Below are 26,912 nucleotides of genomic sequence, written 5' to 3'. Positions count from 1 at the left end.
ACGACGTGGCCGCACACCCGATCTTCCGCGAACTGAAGCTCACCCTGCGCATCCTCTCGCGCAACCCCTCAGCCGTCATCGGCGGCGTGGTCATCGCCGTCATGGTCCTGCTGGCCATCGGCGCGCCGCTCCTGGCGCCCTTCGACCCGGTGAAGCTGTCCCTCGCCGACCGACTCATGCCGCCCGGCGCGGCCCACTACTTCGGTACCGACGAACTCGGCCGCGACATCTTTTCACGCGTGCTCTACGGCGCGCGCATCTCCCTCTCCATCGGCCTGCTGGTCATCACCGTGGCCGGTGTGACGGGCGCCCTCATCGGGGCGACGTCCGGGTATTTCGGCGGGAAAATCGACAACGTCATCATGCGCCTCATGGACGTCATCCTGTCCTTTCCGTCGCTGATCCTGGCCCTGGCCCTGGCCGCAGCCATGGGGCCGAGCCTGGTGAACGCCATCCTGGCCACAGCCTTCGTCATGATCCCGAAATTCGCGCGACTCGTGCGCGGCGAGGCCCTGGTAGTGCGCGAGATGCCTTACGTGGCCGCCAGCCGGGTGGCCGGGGCCGGGCACGGCTTCATCATCCGCCGCCACATCCTGCCCAACTGCCTCAATTCCGCCATCGTCCTGGCCACCCTGACGCTCGGCGACGCCATCCTCATCGCCGCGTCCCTGTCCTTCATCGGCCTGGGCGCCCAACCGCCGACCCCGGAATGGGGGGCCATGATCGCCTCGGGACGCAAATTCCTCATGGACCAGTGGTGGTACGCGACCTTCCCGGGCCTGTTCATTCTTTTCACGGTCATCGGCTTCAACATCTTCGGCGACGCCCTGCGCGACGTCCTGGATCCGAGGATCAGGCGATGAGCGCCCCCCTGCTCGACATCCGCGGCCTCTCGATCAGCTTCGGCACCTACCAGGGCCGGGCGCACGTGCTGGACAGAGCGTCCCTGACCGTGAACCAGGGCGAGGTCATGGGCCTGGTGGGCGAGACGGGCTGCGGCAAGTCCGTGCTCTCGCGCGCCGTGCTGCGCATCATCCCCTCCCCGCCCGGCAGCATCGACGCCGGCGAAATCCTCTTCGAGGGACGGGACCTGCTGAAGCTGCCGCGCACGGACATGCGCAGGCTGCGCGGCGAACGCATCTCCATGATCTTCCAGGAACCCATGAACAGCCTCAATCCCGTCTTCACCGTGGGCAACCAGATGCGCGAGGTGGTCCGCGCCCACCGCAGCGCGAGCCGGGCCGAGGCCACGGACGCGTGTCTGGAGATGCTCGCGGCCGTGCGCCTGCCGGAGCCCGCATCCGTGCTCCGGGCCTACCCTCACGAACTTTCGGGCGGCATGCGCCAGCGGGTCATGATCGCCATGGCGCTGATCTGCAACCCGTCCCTGCTCCTGGCCGACGAGCCGACCACGGCCCTGGACGTGACCGTGCAGGGCCAGATCCTGGCCATCCTGGCCGAACTGGCCGAGCGCCAGGGGCTGTCCATCCTCTTCGTGACCCACGACATGGGGGTGGTCGCCCAGCTCTGCAACCGCGTGGCCGTCATGTACGCCGGCCAGGTGGTCGAGGTGGCCGACGTGCAGAGCATCTTCGCCCGGCCGGCGCACCCGTACACCCGTGGCCTCATCGCCTCCATCCCGGGGCGGTCCTCGGGCGGGGAGCTCTACGCCATTCCCGGCAGCGTCCCGAGCCCCATCGATCCGCCGCCGGGCTGCCGCTTCCGCCCCCGCTGCCCCCACGCCGCGAGCAGCGAGTGCGGCGGAATCGCCCCGGAGATGATCAGGGTCGCCCCGGATCACAGCGTGGCCTGCCATCTTTTCAACCAGGACGGCCTGTCATGAGCGACGAACTGCTTCGCGTGGAGAACCTGTGCAAGGCCTTCCCCCTCGGCGGCGGCTTTCTGGAGGGGAAAAAACGCTGGCTCAAGGCCGTGGACCGGGTTTCCCTGCACCTGGAAAAAGGCGAAACCCTGGGCCTGGTGGGCGAGTCGGGCAGCGGCAAGAGCACCGTCGGCAACCTCATCCTGCGCCTGCTGGACGCCGACAGCGGCTCCGTGCGCTTCGAAGGGGTGGACGTGACACGGCTCTCGGGCGCGGAGCTGACCCGGGCCAGAGCCCGAATGCAGGTCGTCTTCCAGGATCCGCAGAGTTCCCTGGACCCGCGCATGACCGTGGGCAACATCGTCTCCCTGCCGCTCAAAATCCTCGGGCTGGCCAAGGGGGGCGAACTGCGCGAACGCGCCGCCGCCAGCCTGGCCGAAGTCGGCCTGGGGCCCGAGTGCCTGGACCGCTACCCCCACGAATTCTCCGGCGGCCAGCGCCAGCGCATCGGCCTGGCCCGCGCCCTGGTGGCCGACCCGGCCTTCGTGGTCATGGACGAGCCCACCAGCGCCCTCGACGTCTCGGTGCAGGCCCAGATCCTGAACCTCATGGGCGACCTGCAGGCCAGACGCGGCCACGCCTACCTGTTCATCTCCCACGACCTGACCGTGGTCCGGCACGTCAGCCGGCGCATCGCGGTCATGTACCTGGGCGCCATCGTCGAGACCGCGCCCACGGAAAAACTTTTCGAGACCCCGGGACACCCTTACACGCGGGCCCTGCTGGCCTCGGTCCCCGTGCCCGACCCGGCGCAGCGCCGCAACCTGGCCCGCCTGACCGGCGACGTGCCGAGCCCCGTGGACCTGCCGCCGGGCTGCCGCTTCCACCCGCGCTGCCCCGAGGCCATGCCATGCTGCGCAAGCGTCGAGCCGCCAAGCGTCGAGCTCTCGCCCGGGCACGTGGCCGTCTGTCATCTCCACAACCAGAGGAACACACCATGAAGATCTATATCAGCGCAGACATCGAAGGCGTGGGCGGCGTGGCCCGCCACGAGCACTCCCGCGTGGACGGCCGTGAATACCCCCTGGCCCGGCGTCTCATGACGAACGAGGTCAACGCCGCCATCCGCGGCGTCTTCGAAGCCGGCGCTTTGGGCGTGACCGTGTCCGACTCCCACAACGTGGGCCTGAACCTCCTGCCCGAGGAACTCGACGAGCGCGCCCGCCTGGTCATGGGCTCGCCGCGCCCCCTGTCCATGATGCACGGCATCGACGAATCCTTCGCAGCAGCCATGTTCGTGGGCTACCACGCCATGGGCGGGACCATGAACGCGAGCATCGTGCACACCTTCACGGGCCGCCTGCAGGAAGTGCGTCTGAACGGGATCAAGGTCGGGGAGATCGGGCTGAACGCCGCCCTGGCCGGACACTTCGGCGTACCCGTGACCTTCGTGGCCGGCGACCTGGCCGCCTGCCGTGAGGCCGAGGCGCTGCTGCCGGGCGTGCGCACCCTGGCCGTCAAGGAGGCCGTCGGCGCCTACGCCGCCATCTGCGAACACCCGGCCAGAACCTGCCGGGCCATCGAAGCCGCGGCCAAGGAGGCCCTGCAAAACCCGCCCAAGGTGAAACCCTTCGTGTTCGACGGCGATGTGGAGCTGACCGTGCGCTGCACCACGGCCTCGGGCGCCGACCGCGCGGGCATGATCCCGCGCACGAAGCGCCTGGACGACCTCACGGTCAGCTACACGGGCTCCGACGTGGTCGAGGCCTTCCAGGCCTTCAACACCATGAGCTGCCTGGTGGAGCTGGTGCCGTTCATCTGAGGAACTCTTCCGATCAGGGACGGCAATGATGTCATGAGATCTCGCCCACCCTTTTTGCCCGTTATTTTACGATAACCCGAGAACGTAAAATAACGGGCAGTCTTATTTGAGGTTCAGCCTCTGATGAATCGCCCCCATCGCACGGGATACGAAACCGCCCTCCCATCACGCTTGACGTTAATCACGCATCGCGTCATTATGCGGCCGTGATCATCTCCTTCAAGTGCGAACTCACGGAACGGCTTTCCAAAGGGGCCAATTGCCGGCGCTACGCCAACATCGCCGCAGTCGCCCGCCGCAAGCTCCGGCAGTTGGAGATCGCCGGCAGGCTGGATGATCTTCGCATCCCGCCCGGCAACAGGCTCGAAGCACTCAAGGGAGACCGGGCCGGACAGCACAGCATCCGCATCAACGACCAATTTCGTGTCTGTTTTCGCTGGACCGAAGCCGGGGCCGAAGATGTGGAGATTGTCGATTACCATTAGGGGGAAGGGAGGAAATATGACCGAACTCGCACCAATCACACCCGGCGAAATTCTTCTGGAAGAGTTCCTGAAGCCCATGGGCATCAGCCAGTACAGGCTGGCCAAGGAAATCAACGTGCCCGCGCAGCGCATCAGTGAGATCGTGGCCGGGCGGCGTGCCGTCACCGCGGACACGGACCTTCGGCTGTGCCGCTTCTTCGGCCTGTCCAAAGGCTACTGGCTCCGCGCCCAGGCCGCCCACGACACGGAGGTCGCCGAACGCACGCTTGAAACCGAACTGCGGAGAATCAAACCCTGGTCAGGGGCCGCAGCCTGACCCAGCCCTCTCCACTCAGCCGTTCGGCATCCCGCCCGTAATTGCCGACTCCGGAAGGCCGAAGGGCAGGTAGCCGGCGGCCATCCTGTCCTTGAGCCCAACGCCGCTCAGCCCGAGCATCAGCGCCTGCTCCACAAGATACCCCAGCTTGCGCACGCCCTCCGCCAGGCTCAAACCACCCTCGCGCACGTTGGAGATGCAGTTGCGGGCCTCGTCCGTGGTGCCAACGCGGGGTGCCATGGTCAGGTAGACGCCCATGGAGTTGGGCGAGGACAGGCCCGGGCGTTCGCCGATGAGGATGACGGACAGGCGGGCCTGAAGGATTTCCCCGATCTCGTCGGCCACGGCCACTCGCGCGTTTTCCACCAGGCAGACCGGGGCCACGCTTAAGCCGGCCTGCCCGAACATGCGTACGCAGGCCGGCACGAAGTCCGGGGCATTCTCGTGGATGGCCCGGGACGAGAGGCCGTCGCCCACCGCCAGGCTGATGTCGAAGCCCTTGTCCAGCCCCTGCAGGACCGCAACCGATCGTTCGCTCAAACGCCTGCCCTTGTCGGGCCGGGTCAGATATTCTTCCCGTCCGCCCACTCCCGACTCAAGCTCGACGCAGGCGATGCCCGCCGTGCGCAGGCTCTCAGCCAGTTCCATCCGACGGAACGGCGTGTGCACGGCATCGCGGGCCCGGGCGTGATCGAGCCTGAAGGACAGGCTCTCGGCCAGGGGCAGGCTCGACCCGCTCCGTCCGACGGCGATGCGGGCCGCTGTAAATCGCCTGAGTTCCGCCCAGGGGTCTTCGCTGACCGTAACGGCCGCCGTGATCCGATCGCTCATGATTCCTCCCGTATGGCGCCCGGCAGGCCCAGCAGGCGGTTGCCTTTTTCAATGGGCACGAGCCGCCCGTCCCTGTCCATCACGCCCGAAGACTCCAGCCAGGCCGCGAACTCCGGCGCTGGTTTGCGGTCCAGTAGCTTTCGCAGGTAGGCCGCGTCGTGGAAGGACGTGGACTGGTAGTTGAGCATGATGTCGTCGGCCCCGGGCACGCCCATGACAAAGGTGCAGCCCGCCGCGCCCAGCAGGGTCAAGAGGGCGTCCATGTCATCCTGGTCGGCCTCAGCGTGGTTGGTGTAGCAGACGTCCACGCCCATGGGCAGGCCCAGGAGCTTGCCGCAGAAATGGTCTTCGAGCCCGGCGCGGATGATCTGTTTGCCGTTCAGCAGGTACTCGGGCCCGATGAACCCGACCACCGTGTTGACCAGCAGCGGCTCGAACCGGCGGGCCACGGCGTAGGCGCGGCATTCCACGGTCTGCTGGTCCACGCCGTGATGAGCTCCGGCCGAGAGGGCGCTGCCCTGACCGGTCTCGAAATACATGACATTGTCGCCCACGGTACCGCGCGCAAGGGACCGCGTGGCCTCCAGCGCCTCCTGCAGCAGGGAGAGCGTCACGCCGAAGCTCGCGTTGGCGGCCTCGGTCCCGGCGATGGACTGGAAGCACAGGTCCACGGACGCGCCGCGTTCGATGGCCTCCATGGTCGTGGTCACGTGGGTCAGCACGCAGGTCTGGGTCGGGATGGCGTAGCGCGAGACCAGCCCGCCGAGCATGTCCGAGATGCGGCAGATGTTGTCCAGACTGTCCGTGGCCGGGTTGACGCCGATGACCGCGTCCCCGCAGCCGTAACACAGACCGTCCAGGGTCGAGGCCGCGATGCCCTTCAAGTCATCGGTGGGATGGTTGGGCTGCAGGCGGACCGAAAACGTCCCCGGCAGGCCGATGGTGTTGCGGAAGCGGGTCGTGACCCGGCACTTGGAGCCGACCAGAACCAGGTCCTGCAGACGCATGAGCTTGGACACGGCCGCGGCCATTTCCGGGGTCACCCCCGGAGCCAGACGGGCCAGGACCGCGCTGTCGGCCTCGTCGGTCAGGAGCCAGTCGCGGAACTCGCCCACGGTGAAGCCACGGATGAGCGCGAAGGCCTCCTGGTCGTGCGTGTCGATAATCAGCCGTGTGACCTCGTCTTCCTCGTAGGGAATGACGTGCTCCTCCAGAAAGCGGGTCAGCGGCACACCGGCCAGCTCCATCTGGGCCAGGACCCGTTCCTCCTCCGTGACCGCGGCCACGCCCGCCAGGACATCGCCCGAACGTAGCGGCGAGGCCTTGGCCAGCAATTCCTTCAAAGTTCGTTTCATCTCATGTCCTGCCTGGCATGGTGAAGATTTTCGCCATTGTTTTTTTCGCCACCGCAAATCGCGGCACGAATTCATGGCCTTTCCTGCGGGCCCAAGGCAAGGCTGATGCGCAGCTGCTGCTTGACGGCCTGAATGCGCCGATGCGAGGCCGCGATCCGTTCTGCGGAGAGGCGTCCCTCCTCTACGGCCTTGACCAGAATATCAATGGCTCTGGGCACGATGTCCGGATCGTAGTCCAGGTTGTTGCCGAAAACCAGAATATCCACTCCGGCTTCGACAGCCAGAAGGATCGCTTCGTCCAGACCATAATGTCCGGCAATGGCCCGCATCTGCATGTCATCGGAGACAATCACGCCATCAAATCCCAGGCGCTGCCTCAAAAGTCCCGTCAGCACTGTCTTTGAGAGGGTGCACGGGTGTGCATCGTCGAACTGGCGCAAAAAGAGATGCCCCGTCATGATCAGGGGGCTGGCCTTCAGCGGAATCAGCAACTCATAGGGCCGCAGCTCCGTCGGGGTCCAGGTTTTGCTGATGTCGGTCAGTCCAAGATGCGAATCCGCCGTTGCGCTGCCATGTCCGGGAAAATGCTTGAGACAGGGCAGGACGCCCTGCGCCATGAGGCCCCGGCTGAACGAATGGGCATGGAGCGCAACCAGATCCGGATCTGCGGAAAAACTTCGTTCCAGGGCTCCGATGGCCGGACTCTGCGGATTGACGTCCACGTCCGCCACTGGCGCGAAGTTCAGGTTCACGCCAAGGCCCGCCAGCAGCCTTCCGGTCCGCTCGCCTTCAAGTCTGGTCTGCTCCGGGCTGCCCTGCCCCATTGCCTTCGCCGAGGGACTCGGAGCAAAGCCCCGGTCCTCGCGGAAGCGCCGCACCCGTCCGCCTTCCTGATCCACAGCGACAAAGAGCGGGGTTCCGGCATTTGCCTGCAGGGTCGCGGTCAAGGCCTGAACCTGCCCGGGGCTCTGAATGTTGCGTTCCGGGCTTTGCAGTTGCACGTCACGATCAAAGAGGATCACGCCTCCCAGATTATGTTCACGGATGTCGCGCAGGATGGGAGACTCGTTATTCACCGCAGTCCCGCGAAAACCCACCAGCAGCATCTGCCCGGCCATGGCTCGCAGTGAGTCCGTATCCATGGCATGCCCTGGCGCGACCGGAATCAGGCACATGATCGCTGCCAGGAATAAAAGCATCCCGCCGGACAATTTCCCGTCATGAAAAACACCGTCAAGCGTTGTCTGCCGCGCTCCAGCGACAAGCCCTGCTGCCACGGACCTCCCCAACATCCCAATCATCCCTCGCGTCATGTCGTTCCCCTTTGTGCTGATGGCCGGGAGGAAGCCTCCCGGCCGTGTTCACGCAGGTGTTACTTGGGAAAGTACAGCTCCGGCAAGTAGAGGGCGATCTGCGGAAAGGTGATGATCAGGCCGAGGCCGAGCACCATCAGGGCCACGAAGGGCACGATGGATCCATAGATGTCGACCAGGGTGACCTCTTTGGGCGCCATGGCCTTCATCAGGAAGAGGTTGTAGCCGAAGGGTGGTGTCATGTACGCGATCTGGCAGGTCACGGTGTAGAGCACTCCGTACCAGATGGGGTTGAAGCCAAGAGCGATGATGAGCGGGATGTAAAGTGGAGCGACGATGACCAGCATGGCCGTGTCGTCCAGAAACATGCCCATGATGATGTAGGAGACCTGCATCATGATCAGCACGCCCCACGGGGACAGGCCCCACTTCTCGAGAAACAGGATCTCGATGGCGTGCACCGCGCCGAGTCCGTCGAACACCGCGCCGTAACAAAGGGCAGCCAGAATGATCCACATGAACATGCAGCTCACGGACAGGGTCTTGTGCAACGACGTATCGAGCACCGAGCGGTTCAGCCGTCCCTTGGCCATTGCCGCGATCATGGCTGCGGCCGCGCCCACGGCGGAGCTTTCGACCAGGCTGGTCACGCCCAGCATGAAAAGGCCCGTGACCATGAAGACGATGGCGATGGGGACAATGCCCGCACGCAAAAGTGCGATCTTCTCCCGGCTGGAAATGCTGGACCGTTCCTCGAACGAAAGCGACGGCCCCAGCGCCGGGTTGAGCTTGCAGCGGACCACGATGTAGCCCACGAACAGCAGCGCCAGCAAAAGCCCTGGGAACACCCCGGCCAGCCAGAGCTGACTGACCGGCTGACGGGCGATCATGCCGTAGAGAACCAACACGATGCTTGGCGGAACCATGATGCCAAGGGAACTTCCGGCCTGGATCACGCCGGTGATCATCTTCTTGTCGTAGCCGCGCTTGAGCATCTCCGGCAGGGCGATGCTCGTGCCGATGGCCATGCCCGCAACGGAGAGTCCGTTCATGGCCGAGATGGCGACCATGAGCACAACCGTGCCGATGGCCAGGCCGCCGTTCAGGGGCCCCATCCAGACATGGAACATCTTGTAGAGGTCATTGGCGATGCCCGATTCGCTGAGCATGTAGCCCATGAAAATGAAAAGCGGCAGGGTCAGGAGCGGAAACCAGTTCAGCAGCACCATGCTCGCGTTGAAAGGCATTTCCGAACCGCCGTCGCCCCAGAGCAGAAGCGAAGCGGCCGCACCGACGAAACCCACCGCACCGAAAACCCTCTGGCCGGTCAAAAGCAGCACCATGAGGGTCGTGCACATCAAAAGAGCGATCATTTCGTAACTCATGGCATCACGTCTCCGTAGGTTTTGAGCATGTCCACGCCCATGGCTTTCGAGATATCCTTGATCAGGCGGGACACGCACTGCAACACCATGAGCACGATGCCGACGACCATGATGATCTTGATCGGCGAGAGCGGCGGAGCCCAGGCGGAGTAGTTCTTCTGCCCGTACTCAAGGGAATAGGCGGTGCTCGATATGCCCCCGTAGAGAAGCATGCCGAGATAAAAGAGCAGGAAGAAGGACGTCAGCGCATCGATGATGGCCCGGGTTCTCGGGGTCCAGGTGCTGTAGAGCACGTCCATGCGCACATGTCCGCGCAGGATGACCGAATATCCGCCGCCGAGAAGATAGTAGGCAGCCATGGTGAACTGCGCCATCTCCACGGCCCAGACCACGGGGGAATTGAGCAGGCTTCGTGAAACAGAGGCATATAGCAGAATAAACATCATCAAGAACATCAGATACATGGCGAACTTGCCGACCAGCCGGTTCAAGGCGTCCACGTATTTCGTATATGTCACCAATGCTTTGAACACAGGGCACCTCGCAAAAAATTATGGCTGATCCCTGAATGGCCGCCTTTTCGGGCGCACCGGGGGAATCGCTCCCCGATTCCGGGGAGCGGGAAAGGCCCGGCTCCATCGGGAGCCGGGCGGGTTCATTTTCAAATCAGATGGTTTGCTGTTCGCGCTAGGCGTAACGGTAAGGCTTGCCTGCCTTCTTCATGGTCTCGCTGTAGTCTTTCAAAATCTGGACAACCTTGGCGCACCGGGGGCTGGTGGCCCCGATCTCGTCCCAGTACTTGACCGCTTCCGCCTCAACCTGGGCCCATTCCTCCTCGGGAATGGTGGTCAGTTCAAGCTTTCCGCCCTTGGTGCGGTAGTGCGCCTCCCCCCACCAGTACCAGTGCTGGCGATAGTAGTTGGAGCTGTCCATGGTGACCTTGAAGAGAGTCTTCAGATGCTCGGGAACCTGTTCCCATTTATCGGAATTGGCAAAGTAGGAGCCTACCCAGGCACCGCTTATGTTGTTGGTCAGATAGTATTTCGTCACATCGGCCCAGCCCACGGTGTAATCCTCGGTGATGCCCGACCAGGCGATGCCGTCCAGCTCTCCGGTCTGCAGGGCCACCTCGACGTCTTCCCAGGGCAGGGTCACGGGCACCACGCCAAAACGCTGCATGAACTTGCCGCCAGTGGGAAAAGTGAAGACGCGCTTGCCTTTCAGGTCGGCAAGAGAACGGATGGGCTCCTTGGTGGCAAAATTGCACGGATCCCATGCGCCCGCGCCAAGCCAGGTCACGCCCTTGATTTCACTGTAAGCCTCCTGCCAGATTTCGTTCAGCCCGTAATGGTTGAAGAGGGTCGGCACATCAAGGGAGTAACGCGTGGCGAAGGGAAAGTAGGCGGCGAAGACGGCCACGTCGACAGGGGCGGCGATGGAGTCGTCATCACTCTGCACGGCGTCGATGGTTCCGCGCTGCATGGCGCGAAACAGTTCGGGAGTGGGCACGAGCTGATCCGCGTTATAAAGCTCGATGACCATGTCACCGCTTGCGATCTTGTTGAAGGCATCGATCTGCGGTTTGATGACATGCTCGGCCAGGGCAGGCCCTGCGTATGTCTGCAGACGCCAGCGGATGGGCGTTTTTTTGGAAGCGTGCACAAAAGGCGCGTTGACCACGGTCGATGCCGCTGCGGCCGTGGCCCCAAGTCCTGCCATTTTGACGAATTCTCTTCTTTTCATGAGTCCAGCTCCGTGTTGACCGTTTCTGTATAAAACCAAAAAATTATCGCTTTTTTGGTGCTCCATGAATGGCGTTCCATTCTCATGACGCGTGCGTCAGCAAACAAACTTGCCGACAAACCACAAAAAGCAATAACCCGGCCAACACTTTCCAATTTTGAATTTAATGAACTATTTCAAAATATAAGATATATTAGGACTGTTAAAAAATCGAATTTTCAGGAGCAAGACCTCTTTATTTGCGCAAATGAGTCACATTTTTAATGGCTATTTTACAATATTGAACAAAACTGTCATACACTCCCCTCAGCTCAAACATGAAAAGCCCATGGCTGGCTTGATGTGGGTTGAAAGTAGGCGCAAAAACACCCACTGTTGACTTTAAGAACTTTTTTCTTTCGAAAATGCGCATTATTTTCGTTTACGCTCAAATATTATCCATTTTTGTAACAAGTCGTCACCCAAGGCTGCGCCACGGTCATGCCCGAAACCCTCCACATCGATCTGGCTCGCGCAACCTCCAGCCTTTTTTCATGGACAAAAGTTGCGCCATTGGGCATCAGCCGTATGACACAAAGTCCGGTCTTTCAGCCTTGCGGACCGGGTGCGGGTCGAATGCAAACCGCGGCATGCCTGCCTGAGCCCTCTGGCATGCATAGTGCTTATGCCGGTCTGGCCCTTCTCCACACAACTTTGAAACACGAGGACACAAATGAAACGTACGCTGTTCCTGGTCGCGCTCAGCCTGGCATTGTTCATGGGCACCACGGCCATGGCCGAAAAAATCAAGGTCGCAGGCATCTACACCCAGCCCATTCAGCAGAAATGGGACGCTACACTGCACAAGGCCCTTTTGAAGGCCGAGGCGGCGGGCGAAATCGAATATGTCTGGAGCGAAAAAGTTTCGAACACAGATTACATACGCGTGCTGCGCGAATACTCCGAAGCCGGCGTACAGCTCATCGTCGGCGAAGCCTTCGGCATCTCCCGCGACGTGCGCAAGGTGGCCAAGGATTACCCGAACGTGGCCTATCTCATGGGCGACACCTTCGGCCCTGACGGCGACAACCTGTCCGTTTTCGACAACTACATCCACGAGCCCTGCTATCTCATGGGCATGGTCGCCGGTTCCATGACCAAAACGAACAAGATAGGCATGGTCGGCGGCTACCCCATCGGCGAAGTCAACCGCCTCTTTAACGCCTTCATGGCCGGCGCCAAGTCCGTCAATCCGGCGGTGGAATTCAAGGTCTCCTTCATCGGTTCCTGGTATGATCCGCCCAAGGCCAAGGAATTCGCCTACGCCCAGGTCGAGGCCGGCGTTGACGTACTCTATGCCGAACGCTCCGGAGTGGTCGATGCCGCCCGCGAAAAGGGCATCATCGCCTTCGGCAACGTCAACGACATGAACAAGGAAGAGAACGGCGAGAACGTGGTCGTGGCCTCGGCCCTGTGGCACATGGAAGCGGCCCTGAACCACGCCATCGAGCGGGTCAAGGCCGGCACCTTCGCCGCCGAGGACTACCGTGAATGGACCATGATGGCCAAAGGCGGCGCCTCCCTGTCCCCCTTCTACGAGTTCGAGGACAAAATCCCCGCCGACGTGAAAGCCAAGGTTGCCGAGACCGAAGCCGCCATCAAGGCCGGAACCCTGGTCATCGAAATCAACGACGACGAACCCAAATCCACCTTCTGATCCCAAAGGGGGCCGAAACCACCCGGCCCCCTTTTTTCGGTCAACCATGTCCATCACACCTTTGCTGCGACTTTCCGGCATCACCAAAAATTTCGGGCCGCTGAAAGCCAACGACGACATCTCCCTGACCCTGGCCGAAGGAGAGATGCTGGCCCTGCTTGGAGAAAACGGCGCAGGCAAGACCACCCTCATGTCCATTCTCTTCGGGCACTACGTGGCCGACACCGGCAGCGTGGAAGTGCTCGGCAAACCCCTGCCTCCCGGTTCCCCCAGGGCCGCGCTCGAAGCGGGCGTGGGCATGGTCCATCAGCACTTCACCCTGGCCGGCAACATGACCGTGCTCGAAAACATCATGCTCGGCACCGAATCTCTGTGGGGATTCCGCCGGGGCTCGGCCCGCGCCCTGGCCAAGCTGGGCTGGCTCATGGACCGCTTCCGGCTGCACGTGAACCCGCACGCCATGGTGCGCAGCCTGTCCGTGGGCGAACGGCAGCGGGTCGAAATCCTGAAGGTCATGTACCGGGATGCACGCATCCTCATCCTCGACGAACCAACTGCCGTGCTCACTCCGCAGGAAAGCGACCATCTCTTCACCACCCTGCGCGGCCTCGTTGCGCAAGGGCTGAGCGTCATCTTCATCACCCACAAACTACGCGAGGTCATGGCCGCCAGCGACCGCTGCGTGGTGCTGCGCCATGGCCGCGTGGTGCTTGAGACCTCCACCAGACAAACCTGCGCCGAGGAGCTGGCCAAGGCCATGGTCGGAGCCAACATCCCCCAGGCCACACGCACCACGCTCACGCCCGGAGACGAGGTCCTCTTTCTGGACCGTGTCCATGCAAGCGCCCCGGATCGCGGACCAAACCTGAGCGAACTGTGCCTTTCCGTGCGGTCCCACGAAGTCCTCGGCATCGCCGGCGTCTCCGGCAACGGGCAGGCATTGCTCGCGGACCTCCTGTCCGGCCTTGTCGCCCCGACCGAAGGCAGCGTGGTGCTTCGCGGACAGACCGTGAGCCGCCCCACCCCCGGGGCCATGATCCGCGCAGGCGTTGGCCGAGTGCCCGACGACCGCACCGGGACGGGCCTGGTGGCGGACATGACGGTCATGGAGAACCTGTCCACGGAGATCTACCGCCTGCCCGGTTTTTCCAGACGCGGCATGCTCAATTTCAAGGCCCTGTCGTCACGGGCCGCGCAGCTCATGGACGTCTTCGACATCCGCTGCACGGGCAAGGACGCCCCAGTACGCAAACTTTCCGGCGGAAACATGCAGAAACTCATCCTGGCCCGGGTCCTGTCGCAGGGCCCGCACCTCATCCTGGCCAACCAGCCGACCTGGGGCCTTGATGTCGGGGCCACCGCCGCCGTGCATCAGCACCTGCTTGACGCCGCCCGACGCGGAGCCGGAGTGGTCCTCATCTCCGAAGACCTGGACGAACTCTTCCAACTCACGGACCGCATCCAGGTCATGTACCAGGGCAGGCTGTCCGCCCCGGAAAACACGGCCACCGTGAACCGTGCCAGACTGGGGCTCATGATGAGCGGACAGACCTTTGAAAACCGGGGCGCCGCATGAGACTGGAACCCCGCGAATCAGTGTCCCTCGGCTGGCATATCGGCGCACCGCTCCTGGCCGTGCTTGGGTCCATGCTGCTCTGCTCCGGGCTCATCATCTGGGCCGGAGCGGAGCCCTTGAACGCCTGGCGACTCCTCCTCAAGGGAGCCATGGGCTCAACCTTCGCCCTGACCGAGACCCTGACCCGCGCCACCCCGCTCATCTTCACCGGACTGGCCGCGGCCGTGGCCTTCAAGGCCAAGCTCTGGAACATCGGCGCCGAAGGGCAGTTTTACGTCGGGGCCTGCATGGCCACCTGGCTCGGCACGGGCATGATCACCCTGCCCGCCTGGCTCATGATCCCCTTTCTGTTCCTGTCCGGCGCCCTGGCAGGCGGCCTGTTCCTGCTCATCCCGACCTGGCTCAAGACACACCTCAAGGCCGACGAGGTGGTCACCACCCTGTTGCTCAATTTCGTGGTCCTGCTGGTCGTCAACTGGCTGGTCTTCGGCCCCTGGAAAGACCCAATGGCCATGGGCTGGCCCCAGGCCGCCCCCGTCATCGACCAGGCCATGCTGCCCATCCTTGTCCCCAAATCTAGCCTGCATCTCGGGTTCATCCTGGCCCTGGCCTGCGCTTTGGCCGTCTGGTGGATGATGCGTTTCACCATCTGGGGCTTCGAGATCCGGGCGGTCGGCGCGAGCCTGAAAGCCAGCACCTTCGCCGGCATGCCTGTCCAGGCCACCATCGTACGCACCGCGCTCTTGAGCGGCGGACTGGCGGCCATGGCCGGAGTCAGCGAACTGTGCGGCGTGAAGGGCTACCTGACCCTCGATCTGTCCCCGGGATTCGGCTATTCTGGCATCGTCGTGGCCATGCTGGCCGCCCTGCATCCCCTCGGAGTGGTGCTCTCGGCTGTTTTCATCGCCGTCATCTACATCGGGGCCGATTCCATGAGCCGCGCCATCAACATTTCAAACTACATCGCGGACGTGACCACGGCGGTGAGCCTGCTCATGGTGCTCCTGGCCATGTTCCTGACCCGCTACCGCATCCGCTGGAAGTAAAATGGATATCCTCTCCCTTTTTCTCGAAACCGGATTCTGGCTGGCCACCGTACGCATGGCCACCCCGCTCATATTCGGCACCATGGGCGAACTGATCTGCGAACGGGCCGGAGTCCTGAATCTGGGCATCGAAGGCATCATGGCCGCAGGCTGCATGTCCGGCTGGACCTGGGTTTTCCTCGGCGGCACCCTCTGGGGCGGCGTGCTTTTCGCCGCCTGCGTCGGCGCGGCCCTGGGCCTCCTGCACGCCGCCTTCACCGTGCATCTGGGCCTCTCCCAGCACGTCACGGGCCTCGGCATCACCATGCTCGGCGCAAGCCTCAGCTCCTTCGTCTTCCGCATGGTCCTGCCTCAGGTCACCACCCCGCCCAAGATCATCCCCTTCGCTCCGCTCGACATCCCCGTGCTCTCCACACTGCCCTTCATCGGCCCGGTTCTCTTCAGCCAGACCGCGCTGACGCTCCTGGCCTTCATCCTGGTCGGCGTCACAGCCTACGTGCTGCTGCGCACCCCCCTCGGCCTGGCACTGCGCATGGTCGGCGAAAACCCGCTGGCCGCCGAAGCCCAGGGCCTCTCGGTCCTTGGCCTTCGCACCGGCGCGGTCATGGTCGGCTCGGCCTTCATGGCCGTGGGCGGAGCCTTTCTGACGCTGGCCGCCTTCGACGCCTACTACATCGGCATGGTCAACGGACGCGGCTGGATCTGCATCGCCCTTGTCGTCTTCTCCTCCTGGAAACCGGGCAAGGCGCTCCTCGGCGCGCTCCTCTTCGCCGCCTTCGACGCCATCCAGATGCGCGTGCAACAGCAATCCATCTCCGCCATCCCATACCAGTTCTACCTGATGCTGCCCTACCTCTGCTCCATCCTCGCCCTCATCACCATGTCCCGAAAAGCCGCCTACCCCAAGGCGTTGCTTATTCCCTTCCGCAAGGGCGAGAGGTAGAGAGGGGAGGAGAAGAGACGCGGGGCTCCGCCCCACACCCCGCAAGGGACGAGTCCCTTGACCCGATTATGGGGTGCAGGGGATCATCCCCTGCCCGCCGGAGGCATTCTTAATACGAGGTGATCGACATGCTGGATCTGCTTATCATCAACGCCGCCCTGCCCGGGCAGGATTCACTGACCGAGATCGGCTGCAAGGATGGCCGGATTGTCGCGGTCGAACCGAGTATCAAGACCGAGGCTGCCAAGGTCATAGACGCCAAGGGATATCTGGTCACCGCGCCCTTCGTGGACAGCCATTTTCACATGGATGCGACCTTGTCCGCGGGGCTGCCGCGCAGGAACGAGACCGGCACGCTGCTGGAAGGCATCCGCATCTGGGGCGAACTGAGGCCCGACCTTACGGCCGAAGCGATAAAAGATCGGGCCATGAAGCTGCTGCACTGGTCGGTGGCCAAGGGAAACCTGGCCATCCGTACTCATGTGGACACCACGGACCCGAGTCTGATGGCTGTGGAAGTGCTGCTCGAAGTGCGCGAGGAGATGAAGGATTTTGTGGACATCCAGCTTGTGGCCTTTCCCCAGGACGGAGTGCTGCGTTCGCCGGGCGGGGTGGAACTGCTGGAGCGGGCGCTGGACAAGGGCGTGGATGTGGTCGGCGGCATCCCGCATTTCGAGCGTACGATGGATCAGGGCCGGGAGTCGGTTCGCGTGCTGTGTGAAATAGCCGAAAAACGCGGACTCATGGTCGACATGCACTGCGACGAGTCCGACGATCCGCTCTCAAGGCATGTGGAGAGTCTGGCTTATGAAACGCAGCGGCTCGGCCTGCAGGGCCGGGTCACGGGGTCGCACCTGACCAGCATGCATTCCATGGACAATTATTATGTCTCGAAGCTGTTGCCGCTCATGGCCGAGGCGGGGCTGCACTGCGTGTGCAATCCGCTGGTGAACATGAACCTGCAGGGCCGCCACGACACATATCCCAAGAGAAGGGGGCTGATGCGCGTGCCGGAACTGATGAACATGGGCATCAACGTGTCCTTCGGCCACGATGACGTCATGGACCCTTGGTATCCCATGGGCAGCCACGACATGCTCGAAGTGGCGCACATGGGCGCCCACGCCCTGCACATGACGGGAACGGACGGGCTCGGAAAAATGTTCGCGGCAGTGACCACAAACGGCGCCAGGACTCTGGGCCTGAGCGGTTACGGACTTGAACCCGGCTGTAACGCGGACATGGTCATCCTGCAGGCCGCCAACGAGCTCGAAGCCCTGCGCCTGCGCCCGGCGCGGCTGTGGGTCATCCGCCGGGGCAAGGTCGTAAGCCGCACTCCGGAAGTGATATCGAGCGTGGATCTTGGCAAGGGCGAGGAGCTGGTGGATTTCACGTAACGGGGGCTTGGCGTCCGTTACTGGCCGTCGTCCGCCAATTCCCCGAGCCAATGCCCGCTGATGTGCAGATGCACCACATGGTGCCCGTGCGCGTGGCCCTCGATTTCAAGAGAACGAGCCGAATCATCGAGGATGCCTTCAATGCCCAGGTTGGCCGTCTTGAACATGCCAAGGTCCGGCGGCGTCTGCGTATTCCATTTTCGAACCAGCAGATTTCCACGCACGGCCCCGTCCTCCGCGGCCAGACGGCCCTGCCAGACATAATTCGGCCCGCCTCCGTTCACCAGTCCCTGCCTGACTACCGCCACGCCTTCTTCAGCCTTGTCGTAAGCCATGAGGCGCAGCCAGTACAGCCCGTCCTGCATCATGAATCTCCGTTGTTTTCCCGGTTGGCTTGCGTGCCAACTAGACTTGGTATTGTGGCGCATGAATGGGACAAAGGCAAACCGGCGAGAAAATTCCTCCCAACCTGAACTTGACACCCGCCGCCAACCGTCTCATGCCCTTTCGTCGGCCGTTCGCCCTGCCGTCGTCTTTCTCAGCCATACACAAGCGCCTGACGGCGCATCGGGAATCACCCATGAATACTCCGCAGAACCGGCCCATGTATCTCTTCCTCATCGGCCTCGCCATATTGAGCGCCCTGGGTTTTCAAGGCTGGCGCACGCTTTTCAACAACTACGCGGTGGAAATCGCACAAGTGACCGGCCAGCAGATGGGCGTCATCCAGGGACTGCGCGAAGTGCCGGGTTTTCTGGCGCTGCTGGTGGTCTACCTGCTCATCTTCGTGCGCGAGCATCGCCTGGCCGTGCTTTCACTGATGGTCATGGGGATGGGGGTGATGCTGACAGGAATGATGCCAAGCTTCGGCGGTCTTGTCCTGACCACCCTGATTATGTCCTTCGGGTTCCACTACTACGAGACCTTGAGCCAATCCCTGACCCTGCAGTACTTCAGCGTCACCCAGAGTCCGGTGGTCATGGGCCGGCTGCGCGCAATGGGCTCGGCAGGCAATCTCGTCATCGGGCTTATCTTTCTGGTGGCCGTGAACCACGCCACCTACCAGACCCTGTATGTACTGCTCGGCATCTTCATCGTGGGGGCGGCCAGCTTCTTCCTGCTGGCCAAGCCAACACGAAAGGACCTGCCGCTGCAGCGCAAGAACATGGTCATGCGCCGCCGCTACTGGCTTTTTTACGTGCTGACTTTTCTGTCCGGCTCCCGGCGGCAGATTTTCGTGGCTTTCGCCGTGTTCCTGATGGTCTCGAAGTTCGGCTATACGGTCACCGAAATCACGCTGCTGTTCATGCTCAACAACGCCGTGAATTATTTCCTGAGTCCCATGATCGGCCGGGCCGTAAACCGCTTCGGTGAACGCAAGGTGCTGTCCCTTGAGTACTCTGCCCTGTTCTTCGTCTTTCTCGGCTACGCCTTGACCGACAGCAAGCTCCTGGTGGCCGTCCTCTACATTCTGGACCACATCTTCTACAATTTCGCCATGGCCATCCGCTCCTTTTTCCAGAAGATCGCAGACCCGCGCGACATCGCCCCGAGCATGGCCGTGGGCTTCACCATCAATCACATCGCGGCCGTGATCATCCCCATCGCGGGCGGCCTGCTCTGGATGGTGGATTACCGCATCCCCTTCGTAAGCGGCGCGGTGCTGAGCCTCGTGTCCCTGGCCTTTGTACAGTGCATCCGCCCAACACAAGACGCATGAAAAACCAGACATCCCCGAAATCCCTGCAGGGAATCCTCTTCGCCCTCGGCGCGACCGTCATCTGGTCCGGCAACTTCATCGTGGCCCGCAGCTTGAACCAGAGCATCGAACCCGCCACCCTCTCACTTTTGCGCTGGGCCACTGCCTTTCTGGGCCTGCTGCCTTTTGCCGGACGCGCGGCATGGCTGCAGCGCGAGGCCATCAAAAAGAGCATGCCTGCCATGATCCCCATGGCGCTGCTCGGCGTCACGACCTTCAACGCCATGCTCTACAAGGCGGCTCACACCACCTCGGCCCTGAATCTGTCACTCATCGCAACTTCAACGCCGGTGTTCATCATTATCCTGGCCCGCATCTTCCTGCACGAAAGACTGACCGTCCGAAAAATGACCGGTCTGTCCGTTGCCCTCGCAGGGGTGCTGCTGCTCATTACCGGCGGTGATCCAGGCCGCCTGGCCAGTTTGGAATTTTCCATCGGGGATCTCTGGATGAGCTTCGCCGCCGTGATTTTTGCGGCCTACAGCATTCTGGTGCGCCGATTTAAGGGCGGTCTGAGTCAATCCGTGTTCCTGCTTACGCTTTTCGCTACGGGCATCGTCTTTCTGATCCCCTGGGCCGGGTGGGAGGTGTTCACTCGCGGGCTTCCGGCAATCACTCCCGGCACGGCAGGCGCCATCCTCTACATCGGCCTTGGCGCGTCCCTGGCCGCCTACGCAATGTGGAACAACGCCATGACCACCATCGGCCCGTCCCTGGCCGGGCTCATCTATTACAGTCTGCCGCTTTTCAGCGGATTTTCGGCCTTTGTCCTGCTTGGGGAACCCATGGGACTCATCCATCTGACGAGCGCTGGCTGCATCCTCGGCGGGATTCTGCTGGCCACGCGGGGATAAAGGCCTTACGGTCACGCCACCTCTTGCCTTTCCCCGACGCCGGCCCTAAAGACGGCTCGGACCGGCATCCGGCCGGCCCCGACATCAAGCAACGGGACGTATTGCCCGCGTGGAAATCGAAATGATCACCCTTTTCATCAGCCTGAGCATGAAACTCTTCTTCCTGCTCACACCCTTCTTCGTACTGACCGTGTTCCTGTCCATGACTGAGCACATGACCAAGGCCGAGCAACGCCAGGTTGCCATCCGCACCACCATGGCCGTCATGATCATAAGCCTCATCCTCTATTTCGCGGGCAACCCCATCTTCTCCACCCTGGGCATCACCCTGGACGGTTTCCGCATCGGTGCGGGGAGCCTGCTTTTCCTCTCGGCCGTGTCCCTGGTCTCGGGCAAGCGCTCAAGCCAGGAGGCGGCTCCGGACGTGGATTTCGCCGTGGTGCCCCTGGCCATCCCCATCACCGTGGGACCGGCCACCATCGGCACGCTGCTCATCCTCGGCGCGGAACTCGGCGGAGCCACGGAGCGGGCCGTGGGCGCGGGGGCACTGATCTGCTCCTGTCTGGCCGTGGGAGTGCTGCTACGTTCGGCGCGGCCCCTGAAAAGGCTGCTCGGCTCCGTGGGCCTGTCGGTCATGACCAAGATCACGGGTCTTGTTCTCTCGGCCATGGCCGCGCAGATCGTATTCACCGGGATCAGGAACTTCCTGCACTAGGTCCATGAAGATCCCAAAGCGGCCCTCGGAACTGATCACGCTGGCCCGAAGCATTTCCACCGAATGCACGCAGTGCCGGATCTGCCAGATACGCTGCGCTTTTCTCAGGGAGCACGACACACCAGGGACACTGGCCAAACGACTGCTCGCAAGCGGCGCCGGCCTGGCTCGCGCCTTTGAATGCAGCATGTGCGGACTGTGCCAGGCCACCTGCCCCCTTAGTCTGCCCCTGCCGGATTTCTTTCTGGCCATGCGCCAGGCCGCGCTCAAGAGTGGACTGGCCAGCCTGACTCCATACCGATCGGTACTGAGCTACGAAGCGGTGGGTGCATCCGCCCTGTTCCGCCTTTTCAAGCTGCCGCAAGGGGCGCACACCGTCTTTTTTCCCGGCTGTGCCTTTCCCGGCGCCCACCCCGAGACAGCCTTGGCCCTGTATCGCCACCTGCGTACAAACAATCCGGCCCTTGGTCTGGTTCTGGGATGCTGCTTCAAGCCCTCGCACGACCTGGGACGCGAGGAATTCTTTGAACGGCGCTTTGGGGCGCTGCGCGCAAACCTCCTTGAGCGCGGAGTGCGCACGGTGCTCACGGCCTGCCCCAACTGTTTCAAGATATTCGACCAATATGGAGATGGACTTGCCGTGCGCAGCGTGCTCGAAACGCTGGCCGAAAATCCCCCTGCCGACCGGCCGCGGCTGCGCGGCACGGCCGTGGTGCACACGCCGTGCCCTTTGCGGTTTGAAAAAAAGGTGCAGGACAGCGTTCTGGGGCTTGCCCTCGAATCGGGCCTCGACGTTGAGAAGACAAGACAGGATGGAGCTCTTGCGCCGTGCTGCGGAGCAGGCGGGGCCGTCACCGCATTACGTCCGGATTTCGCGGACACTTGGACCGAAGACGTAAAGGCGCGGGCGCAGGGACGAATCGTGCTGACCTCCTGCGCAGGGTGTGTCCAAACCCTATCGGATCGCACCCGTACCATCCACCTGCTGGATCTGGTCTTTTTCCCCCAGGCGGCGCTGCACGGAACCCTGCCCAGGCCCCGGGGTCTCGCCGGCTATCTGCAACGGCTGCTTTTCAAATGGAAGGTCTGGTCGAAGCGGTAACTGCCTGGGCTGCAAAGTCGCGGATAAGTCCGGCCAGAATCCTGGACACGCGCCGAGGCGAAAAGCGCTCGGTCACGGCACGGGCCCGTTCGCACATCCCCGGATCCTGACCACGCCGTACCAGGCGCAGCATCTCCCGCAGCATGTGCTCCTCATCGACCCTGGCCCACAGCATCTCGGCCCGAAAATGGGGCAGCATCCTCGACATGCGCTCCCCCACCGGCTCCAGTTCGAAACGCAAGGGCACGGAGTTGCGTTCGTCCATGAACTCCATGTTTCCGGACCAACCCGTAGCCAGCACAGGCACCCCATGGCTCATGGCCTCGCCAAGTCCCAGCCCCCAGGCTTCGCCCCGGTGGGGGCTGACGTAGGCCAGCGCTCCGGCGTGCAGGGCGGCCATGCGTCCCTCGGTCAAGTCCGAGGCCAGGCTGAGCACGCCTGCCAATCCAGAAAGGGGCACGTCCGTGCGATATTGCTTGACGACCAGACGGACATCCGCACCGGCCGTGGCCCTGACGCGAACAAAAACCCGCAGCAGTGCTTCAAGATTCTTGCGCGGGTTGACTGCGTCAACAATGGAAAAAAAATAACGCCCCCCCCCCAACCATTCTCTCGCCCAAACAAAGTCTTCAGCTGTCGGGACAACTGTCTCGACAATATGAGGCAGCACCTGCACCACCGGATGCCCCTGGCCCAGAACCTGCGCAGAAAACGAAGAGGCCGTCCACACAGCATGCACAAGCCCAAGTCCGGGCCTGTATATCTCTGGCAGGGTGCTTCCTTCCCATACCGCGTAACCGACCACCTGTCTCTCGCGCAGCACGGGATATTCCGTGAATATTCGTGGCCAGAAAACGGGATCTTCATGCAGCACGGCCAGATCCGCGTCCTCGGGCCGGTCCACGGCCTCGAATCCGGCCATAGCCAGGCAACGCCTGTAGGCCTCACCGGCCCGGCGATGGCTGATGTAGTCCGAGAGGTACCACCAGACGCGCTTCATCGCGCGCGCTCCCCGCGACCCGGCCAGGGAAAGAACTTGGGAGTGCGGTGCTGATAGTTCCGGTAGGCGTCGCCATGAACGTGGACAAGTTTGCGCTCCTCGAGCCAGGTGCCGACAAGCACGTATCCGGTCAGGACCAGGCTCGTGACCAGCTCCGCCGCATCGAAGGTTCCGGTGCGGGTCCAGAGCAAAAGAAGCGCCCCTCCATACCAGGGGTGACGCACCCGCCCGAGGATGCCCGAGGTGTGCAGTTCCGATGCATACGGGCTGCCTGCGAAGGAGCAGCTTGAGCGCAGCTGCGCCAGACCGCCGACCACGCTCAGGTCGTATTCCCGGGCCCCGGCCCAGAAGAGCCACAAGGCCGCGCCCAGCAGCACAAATCGGGGCAAGACCAGGGCGCCGCCCCAGCTCAGGATCGCCTCGCCGGCCAACGCGCCCTTGAAATACATGAGGGGAAGAATGGTCAGGACCGCCAGCACGTTGTAGCCCAGCCGATACCACGGGCAAAGCCGGGGAAAGCGGTTTGAGACCAGCCGCATCCAGGACTGACTGATGAACAGGCTGTGCAGGCTCCCCCACACTGCCCAGCCCAGGGCGAGGAGGACAAGCGGCGTCACCCCGCCTGTCCCCCGTCCTGCAGGCGCACGGAGACCTCGTCGTTTTTCCTGTCCACGGAGTGGTCGCGGGCCACCAGCACATAGATGGACGGGATGACAAAAAGCGTGAAGAGCGTGCCGGTGGTCATGCCGCCCACCAGGACAAGGCCGATGGAGTTACGCGCTGCGGCCCCGGCGCCGGAGATGAGCACCAGCGGGAAGAAACCGGCGATGGTCGAACCGGCGGTCATGAGGATGGGGCGCAAACGGGTCATGGACGCCTCGTGCACGGCCTGCAGTTTGGGCAGGCCCGAGAGCTGCAGCTGATTGGCGAACTCGACGATGAGGATGCCGTTCTTGGCCACCAGCCCGACCAGTGTGACCAGCCCGACCTGGGAGTAGATGTTCAGGGTTGTGGTCCAGCCCTCGGTCCAGAAGGCGACATTGGGGTCGGGCATCTTCAGGAAGGTGAAGATAAGGGCTCCGAACATGCCCAGGGGCACGGACCCGGCCAGGATGATGAAGGGATCGCGGAAGCTGTTGAACTGTGCCGCGAGCGTCAGAAAGATGAGCACCACGGCCAGGCCGAAGGAGACGAGAAAGGTGTTGCCCTCGGTACGTAGCTGACGCGAGTCGCCCGTGTAGTCGAGAACGTACCCCTGGGGCAGAATCTTCACGGCCTCGTCCTCAAGAAAGCGCAGGGCCTCGTCCAGGGGACGCACCGCCACACCGCTGATCTTCACGGCGTTGAGCTGCTGGAAGCGGTTCAGGGAGCGGGCCACGGTGGTGTTCTTGATAGTCGCCATGGACGACAGGGGTACGAGTTCGCCATTTGGGCCGGTCACATGGATATTCCCGAGCTGCTCGGGGTTCAGGCGGTCCACGCGCTGGACCTGGGGGATGACCTTGTAGCTGCGCCCATCGATATTGAAGCGGTTGACATAGGCCCCGCCAAGCATGGCCGACACGTCCCCGCCCACGGAAGCCAGGCTCAGGCCCATGGCGGCGACCTTGTCGCGGTCGATGACCAGTTCGGCCTGGGGCTTGTCTATCTTCACGTCGATGAGCGGCGGAAAGGCGAACATGCCGCTCTGCGCGGCCTTGCGCTGGATCTGTTCGGCAAAGGCCAGGATCTGCTCCGGATCGGCCGTGGAGGCGATGATGAACTCCACGGGGAAATCACCGCCGCCCGGCAGGGCCGCCGGGGTGACCGGGAACATCCGGATGCCCGGAATGGCGGCCAGGCCGGCCTGCACCTCGGGCAGAATCTGCGCCACGGTCCGCTCACGCTGCTCCCAGGGCTTGACCACCAGGCCGCCGAATCCGCTGGATGGAAAGGTGATCTGGAATGTAAACTCGGCCTCGGGCGTGCTCATGAAGACATCGTTGGCCGCCGCTGCGAACTGTCTCGTCTGGTCGAGGGAAGCATCGGCCGAGGCATCGAGGATGCCGAAGATGACGCCCTGGTCCTCGGACGGAGCGAGTTCCTTGGAGGACATCATGAACATGGGCACGGTCAGCACGCCGATGAGGACCCAGACCAGATAGACCGCCGGCCGGGATCTGAGCGTCCCGGACAGGAGGCGGCCGTAGAAATTCTTGAGCCGATTGAAACCGCGGGAGATGCGCCCGGCCAGACCCCGCTCCTCAATGCCCGCGACAAGGATGCGCGAGGCCATGAACGGCGAGAGCGTCAAGGCCACCACCCCGGACATGGCCACGGTGCCGGCCAGGGTGAAGGCGAACTCCCGGAAGAGCGACCCCGTCAGCCCCCCCTGCAGCCCGATGGGCGCGTATACGGCGATGAGCACCACGTTCATGGCGATGATGGGCCGCACCAGCTCGCGGGCGCCGATGAGTGACGCCTCCAGCGGCGTCTTGCCCTCGCTCAGGTGTCTGGAGACGTTCTCGACGATGACGATGACGTCATCCACAAGCACGCCCACGGAGAGAACGAAAGCGAGCAAGGTCAAAAGGTTGATGGTAAACCCGAAGACCTGCATCAGAAACACTCCCCCGACCAGGGAGATGGGAATGGCCACGATGGGGATGAGCACGGAGCGCACGGAACCAAGGAACAGGAAGATGATGACCACGACGATGGCCAGTGTCTCGACCAGCGTGGTGCGCACCTCCTTCAATGCGTTGTTGATGTACTCCGTGGCGTCGTACCCGACCCGGCCCTCCATGCCGGTCGGCAGGGACTTCTGGATCTCTTTCATCTCGGCCAGCACCAGCTCCAGTACCTCGATGGAGTTGGCGTTGGGCAAGAGCCAGACGCCGATGAACACGGCCGTCTGCCCGGTGAAGCGCACCTCGGCCCCGTAGTCCTCGGCGCCCAGGATAACATCGGCAATGTCTCCAAGCCGGACCACCGCGCCGTTCTGGGAACGGATGGCGAGTTGCCGGAACTCCTCGGCGGAGCGCAGGTCCGTATCGGCGGTCAGGTTGATCTGGATGAGCTGGCCCTTGGTCTGCCCCAGGGCCGAAAGGTAGTTGTTTGCGGCCAAGGCCTGGCGCACGGCGGCGGGGCTGACATTCATTGCGGCCATGCGGTCGGGCTTGAGCCAGATGCGCATGGCAAAGGTGCGCGCGCCCAGGATGTCGGCCCGCTGCACCCCGTCCAGGGCCGAGAGGCGTGGCTGGACCACGCGGGTCAGGTAGTCCGTGATCTGGTTCTGGTCCAGGTCGGGCGAGGTGAAGCTCAGATAGGCCGAGGCGAACTGGCTGTCGGCCGATTCCACGTTGATGATGGGCACCTCGGCCTCGGGCGGCAGGTCGCCGCGGACCTGGTCGACCTTGGCGCTGATCTCGGACAGGGCCTTGATGGGATCGTAATTGAGCTTGAGGCGCACATTGATGGTCGAGAGGTTCTGAGCGCTCTCGGACTGGATGTATTCGATGCCGTCGGCGGCGGCGATGGCCCGCTCCAGGGGGGTGGTGATGAACCCGCGGATCAGTTCGGCGCTGGCCCCGACATAGGTCGTGCTCACGGTGACCATGGCGTTGTCGCTGCGGGGGTACTGGCGGACGGTCAGGGTGAAGACCGCCTGCAGCCCGGCGATGATGATGAGCAGGCTGACGACAATGGCCAGGACCGGACGGTGTATGAATATGTCGGTGAATTTCATGAGGACGTTCCGTATCGGAGCTCTT

The 26,912-nt window shown here is 63.0% G+C and carries 25 protein-coding genes; 15 read left to right on the top strand and 10 right to left on the bottom strand.

Features of this window, described 5'->3' with window-relative positions; all coding sequences use genetic code 11:
- Window positions 1–5: 5 nt before the first annotated feature.
- From CVU60_03600 to higA, 6 genes are all read left to right on the top strand, one after another.
- Entirely contained in the window at window positions 6–863 is an 858-nt protein-coding gene (locus CVU60_03600) for a D-ala-D-ala transporter subunit (protein PKN42888.1), read from the top strand.
- A complete protein-coding gene (locus tag CVU60_03595) occupies window positions 860–1,843 on the top strand; it encodes a methionine ABC transporter ATP-binding protein (GenBank protein ID PKN42887.1) in 984 nt (327 codons plus the stop codon). The genes CVU60_03600 and CVU60_03595 overlap by 4 nt, the downstream gene beginning before the upstream one ends.
- Window positions 1,840–2,823: an oligopeptide ABC transporter ATP-binding protein gene (locus tag CVU60_03590; GenBank protein PKN42886.1), complete on the top strand. Its 984-nt coding sequence runs from the start codon at window positions 1,840–1,842 to the stop codon at window positions 2,821–2,823. The genes CVU60_03595 and CVU60_03590 overlap by 4 nt, the downstream gene beginning before the upstream one ends.
- Window positions 2,733–3,644 (top strand): hypothetical protein, encoded by a 912-nt coding sequence (locus CVU60_03585; GenBank protein PKN42885.1) that lies wholly within the window; start codon window positions 2,733–2,735, stop codon window positions 3,642–3,644. Before CVU60_03590 ends, CVU60_03585 begins: the two co-directional genes overlap by 91 nt.
- A gap of 206 nt (window positions 3,645–3,850) precedes the next feature.
- Window positions 3,851–4,129: an excinuclease ABC subunit A gene (locus CVU60_03580; GenBank protein PKN42884.1), complete on the top strand. Its 279-nt coding sequence runs from the start codon at window positions 3,851–3,853 to the stop codon at window positions 4,127–4,129.
- A 16-nt stretch (window positions 4,130–4,145) separates the two neighbouring features.
- Window positions 4,146–4,445 carry an addiction module antidote protein, HigA family gene (gene higA, locus CVU60_03575; protein PKN42883.1) on the top strand — a complete coding sequence of 100 codons (300 nt, stop codon included), beginning with the start codon at window positions 4,146–4,148 and terminating at the stop codon, window positions 4,443–4,445.
- A gap of 15 nt (window positions 4,446–4,460) precedes the next feature.
- On the opposite strand, the gene CVU60_03570 is transcribed toward higA, so the two are convergent.
- The 6 genes from CVU60_03570 to CVU60_03545 all read right to left on the bottom strand — a co-directional run bounded on the left by CVU60_03570 (window position 4,461) and on the right by CVU60_03545 (window position 11,072).
- Window positions 4,461–5,276, bottom strand: coding sequence for an ethanolamine ammonia-lyase (locus CVU60_03570; GenBank protein ID PKN42882.1), 816 nt, complete (start codon window positions 5,274–5,276; stop codon window positions 4,461–4,463).
- Window positions 5,273–6,631, bottom strand: a complete 1,359-nt coding sequence (locus CVU60_03565) for an ethanolamine ammonia lyase large subunit (protein PKN42881.1) — start codon at window positions 6,629–6,631, stop codon at window positions 5,273–5,275. The genes CVU60_03570 and CVU60_03565 overlap by 4 nt, the downstream gene beginning before the upstream one ends.
- A gap of 71 nt (window positions 6,632–6,702) precedes the next feature.
- A complete protein-coding gene (locus CVU60_03560; protein PKN42880.1) occupies window positions 6,703–7,830 on the bottom strand; it encodes a glycoside hydrolase family 3 in 1,128 nt (375 codons plus the stop codon).
- Window positions 7,831–8,003: 173 nt separating this feature from the next.
- A complete protein-coding gene (locus CVU60_03555) occupies window positions 8,004–9,329 on the bottom strand; it encodes a C4-dicarboxylate ABC transporter (GenBank protein PKN42879.1) in 1,326 nt (441 codons plus the stop codon).
- Window positions 9,326–9,862, bottom strand: coding sequence for a C4-dicarboxylate ABC transporter permease (locus tag CVU60_03550; protein ID PKN42878.1), 537 nt, complete (start codon window positions 9,860–9,862; stop codon window positions 9,326–9,328). The genes CVU60_03555 and CVU60_03550 overlap by 4 nt, the downstream gene beginning before the upstream one ends.
- 154 nt (window positions 9,863–10,016) lie before the next feature.
- Complete coding sequence (locus CVU60_03545; protein PKN42877.1) at window positions 10,017–11,072, bottom strand: C4-dicarboxylate ABC transporter; 1,056 nt, start codon at window positions 11,070–11,072, stop codon at window positions 10,017–10,019.
- Window positions 11,073–11,784: 712 nt separating this feature from the next.
- On the opposite strand from CVU60_03545, the gene CVU60_03540 reads away from it, so the two are divergent.
- From CVU60_03540 to CVU60_03520, 5 genes are all read left to right on the top strand, one after another.
- Complete coding sequence (locus CVU60_03540; protein PKN42876.1) at window positions 11,785–12,768, top strand: BMP family ABC transporter substrate-binding protein; 984 nt, start codon at window positions 11,785–11,787, stop codon at window positions 12,766–12,768.
- Between the two features lie 46 nt (window positions 12,769–12,814).
- On the top strand, window positions 12,815–14,344 hold the full coding sequence (locus CVU60_03535; protein ID PKN42875.1) for a sugar ABC transporter ATP-binding protein: 1,530 nt from the start codon (window positions 12,815–12,817) through the stop codon (window positions 14,342–14,344).
- Window positions 14,341–15,390 carry an ABC transporter permease gene (locus tag CVU60_03530; GenBank protein ID PKN42874.1) on the top strand — a complete coding sequence of 350 codons (1,050 nt, stop codon included), beginning with the start codon at window positions 14,341–14,343 and terminating at the stop codon, window positions 15,388–15,390. The genes CVU60_03535 and CVU60_03530 overlap by 4 nt, the downstream gene beginning before the upstream one ends.
- A gap of 1 nt (window position 15,391) precedes the next feature.
- Window positions 15,392–16,333 carry an ABC transporter permease gene (locus CVU60_03525; protein PKN42873.1) on the top strand — a complete coding sequence of 314 codons (942 nt, stop codon included), beginning with the start codon at window positions 15,392–15,394 and terminating at the stop codon, window positions 16,331–16,333.
- 128 nt (window positions 16,334–16,461) lie between these two features.
- The gene (locus CVU60_03520) at window positions 16,462–17,730 is read left to right on the top strand and encodes a cytosine deaminase (GenBank protein PKN43029.1); all 1,269 of its coding nucleotides are present in this window, start codon (window positions 16,462–16,464) and stop codon (window positions 17,728–17,730) included.
- 17 nt (window positions 17,731–17,747) lie between these two features.
- Here the strand turns inward: CVU60_03520 and CVU60_03515 are convergent, their stop codons facing one another.
- On the bottom strand, window positions 17,748–18,158 hold the full coding sequence (locus CVU60_03515) for a hypothetical protein (protein ID PKN42872.1): 411 nt from the start codon (window positions 18,156–18,158) through the stop codon (window positions 17,748–17,750).
- A 152-nt stretch (window positions 18,159–18,310) separates the two neighbouring features.
- Between CVU60_03515 and CVU60_03510 the strand changes: the two genes are divergently transcribed.
- From CVU60_03510 to CVU60_03495, 4 genes are all read left to right on the top strand, one after another.
- Window positions 18,311–19,450 carry an MFS transporter gene (locus CVU60_03510; GenBank protein ID PKN43028.1) on the top strand — a complete coding sequence of 380 codons (1,140 nt, stop codon included), beginning with the start codon at window positions 18,311–18,313 and terminating at the stop codon, window positions 19,448–19,450.
- Window positions 19,447–20,343: an EamA/RhaT family transporter gene (locus tag CVU60_03505; protein ID PKN42871.1), complete on the top strand. Its 897-nt coding sequence runs from the start codon at window positions 19,447–19,449 to the stop codon at window positions 20,341–20,343. The genes CVU60_03510 and CVU60_03505 overlap by 4 nt, the downstream gene beginning before the upstream one ends.
- A 121-nt stretch (window positions 20,344–20,464) precedes the next feature.
- Window positions 20,465–21,058, top strand: coding sequence for a hypothetical protein (locus CVU60_03500; GenBank protein ID PKN42870.1), 594 nt, complete (start codon window positions 20,465–20,467; stop codon window positions 21,056–21,058).
- 4 nt (window positions 21,059–21,062) lie between these two features.
- Window positions 21,063–22,160: a (Fe-S)-binding protein gene (locus CVU60_03495; GenBank protein ID PKN42869.1), complete on the top strand. Its 1,098-nt coding sequence runs from the start codon at window positions 21,063–21,065 to the stop codon at window positions 22,158–22,160.
- On the opposite strand, the gene CVU60_03490 is transcribed toward CVU60_03495, so the two are convergent.
- From CVU60_03490 to CVU60_03480, 3 genes are read right to left on the bottom strand one after another with little or no spacing between them, the layout of a single operon-like run.
- A complete protein-coding gene (locus CVU60_03490) occupies window positions 22,132–23,160 on the bottom strand; it encodes a hypothetical protein (GenBank protein ID PKN42868.1) in 1,029 nt (342 codons plus the stop codon). The two genes, CVU60_03495 and CVU60_03490, sit on opposite strands and share 29 nt — an antisense overlap.
- The gene (locus tag CVU60_03485; GenBank protein ID PKN42867.1) at window positions 23,157–23,777 is read right to left on the bottom strand and encodes a hypothetical protein; all 621 of its coding nucleotides are present in this window, start codon (window positions 23,775–23,777) and stop codon (window positions 23,157–23,159) included. Before CVU60_03485 ends, CVU60_03490 begins: the two co-directional genes overlap by 4 nt.
- On the bottom strand, window positions 23,774–26,887 hold the full coding sequence (locus tag CVU60_03480; GenBank protein ID PKN42866.1) for a multidrug efflux protein: 3,114 nt from the start codon (window positions 26,885–26,887) through the stop codon (window positions 23,774–23,776). Before CVU60_03480 ends, CVU60_03485 begins: the two co-directional genes overlap by 4 nt.
- Between the last annotated feature and the right edge of the window lie 25 nt (window positions 26,888–26,912).

It is taken from the genome of Deltaproteobacteria bacterium HGW-Deltaproteobacteria-18, from assembly GCA_002841885.1.
Lineage (GTDB): Bacteria > Desulfobacterota > Desulfovibrionia > Desulfovibrionales > Desulfomicrobiaceae > Desulfomicrobium.
This window is presented reverse-complemented; position numbering and strand designations above follow the sequence as displayed.

What these genes read in the sequence shown, in the direction of transcription:
- CVU60_03505 (PKN42871.1), top strand. Translation starts at nt 19,447, where the DNA reads ATGAAAAACCAGACATCCCCGAAATCCCTGCAGGGAATCCTCTTCGCC.
- higA (PKN42883.1), top strand. Translation starts at nt 4,146, where the DNA reads ATGACCGAACTCGCACCAATCACACCCGGCGAAATTCTTCTGGAAGAG.
- CVU60_03570 (PKN42882.1), bottom strand. Translation starts at nt 5,276, where the DNA reads ATGAGCGATCGGATCACGGCGGCCGTTACGGTCAGCGAAGACCCCTGG.
- CVU60_03500 (PKN42870.1), top strand. Translation starts at nt 20,465, where the DNA reads ATGATCACCCTTTTCATCAGCCTGAGCATGAAACTCTTCTTCCTGCTC.
- CVU60_03480 (PKN42866.1), bottom strand. Translation starts at nt 26,887, where the DNA reads ATGAAATTCACCGACATATTCATACACCGTCCGGTCCTGGCCATTGTC.
- CVU60_03560 (PKN42880.1), bottom strand. Translation starts at nt 7,830, where the DNA reads ATGCTTTTATTCCTGGCAGCGATCATGTGCCTGATTCCGGTCGCGCCA.
- CVU60_03510 (PKN43028.1), top strand. Translation starts at nt 18,311, where the DNA reads ATGAATACTCCGCAGAACCGGCCCATGTATCTCTTCCTCATCGGCCTC.
- CVU60_03540 (PKN42876.1), top strand. Translation starts at nt 11,785, where the DNA reads ATGAAACGTACGCTGTTCCTGGTCGCGCTCAGCCTGGCATTGTTCATG.
- CVU60_03520 (PKN43029.1), top strand. Translation starts at nt 16,462, where the DNA reads ATGCTGGATCTGCTTATCATCAACGCCGCCCTGCCCGGGCAGGATTCA.
- CVU60_03525 (PKN42873.1), top strand. Translation starts at nt 15,392, where the DNA reads ATGGATATCCTCTCCCTTTTTCTCGAAACCGGATTCTGGCTGGCCACC.
- CVU60_03490 (PKN42868.1), bottom strand. Translation starts at nt 23,160, where the DNA reads ATGAAGCGCGTCTGGTGGTACCTCTCGGACTACATCAGCCATCGCCGG.
- CVU60_03495 (PKN42869.1), top strand. Translation starts at nt 21,063, where the DNA reads ATGAAGATCCCAAAGCGGCCCTCGGAACTGATCACGCTGGCCCGAAGC.
- CVU60_03585 (PKN42885.1), top strand. Translation starts at nt 2,733, where the DNA reads ATGCTGCGCAAGCGTCGAGCCGCCAAGCGTCGAGCTCTCGCCCGGGCA.
- CVU60_03535 (PKN42875.1), top strand. Translation starts at nt 12,815, where the DNA reads ATGTCCATCACACCTTTGCTGCGACTTTCCGGCATCACCAAAAATTTC.
- CVU60_03595 (PKN42887.1), top strand. Translation starts at nt 860, where the DNA reads ATGAGCGCCCCCCTGCTCGACATCCGCGGCCTCTCGATCAGCTTCGGC.
- CVU60_03530 (PKN42874.1), top strand. Translation starts at nt 14,341, where the DNA reads ATGAGACTGGAACCCCGCGAATCAGTGTCCCTCGGCTGGCATATCGGC.
- CVU60_03555 (PKN42879.1), bottom strand. Translation starts at nt 9,329, where the DNA reads ATGAGTTACGAAATGATCGCTCTTTTGATGTGCACGACCCTCATGGTG.
- CVU60_03565 (PKN42881.1), bottom strand. Translation starts at nt 6,631, where the DNA reads ATGAAACGAACTTTGAAGGAATTGCTGGCCAAGGCCTCGCCGCTACGT.
- CVU60_03590 (PKN42886.1), top strand. Translation starts at nt 1,840, where the DNA reads ATGAGCGACGAACTGCTTCGCGTGGAGAACCTGTGCAAGGCCTTCCCC.
- CVU60_03545 (PKN42877.1), bottom strand. Translation starts at nt 11,072, where the DNA reads ATGAAAAGAAGAGAATTCGTCAAAATGGCAGGACTTGGGGCCACGGCC.
- CVU60_03515 (PKN42872.1), bottom strand. Translation starts at nt 18,158, where the DNA reads ATGCGCCACAATACCAAGTCTAGTTGGCACGCAAGCCAACCGGGAAAA.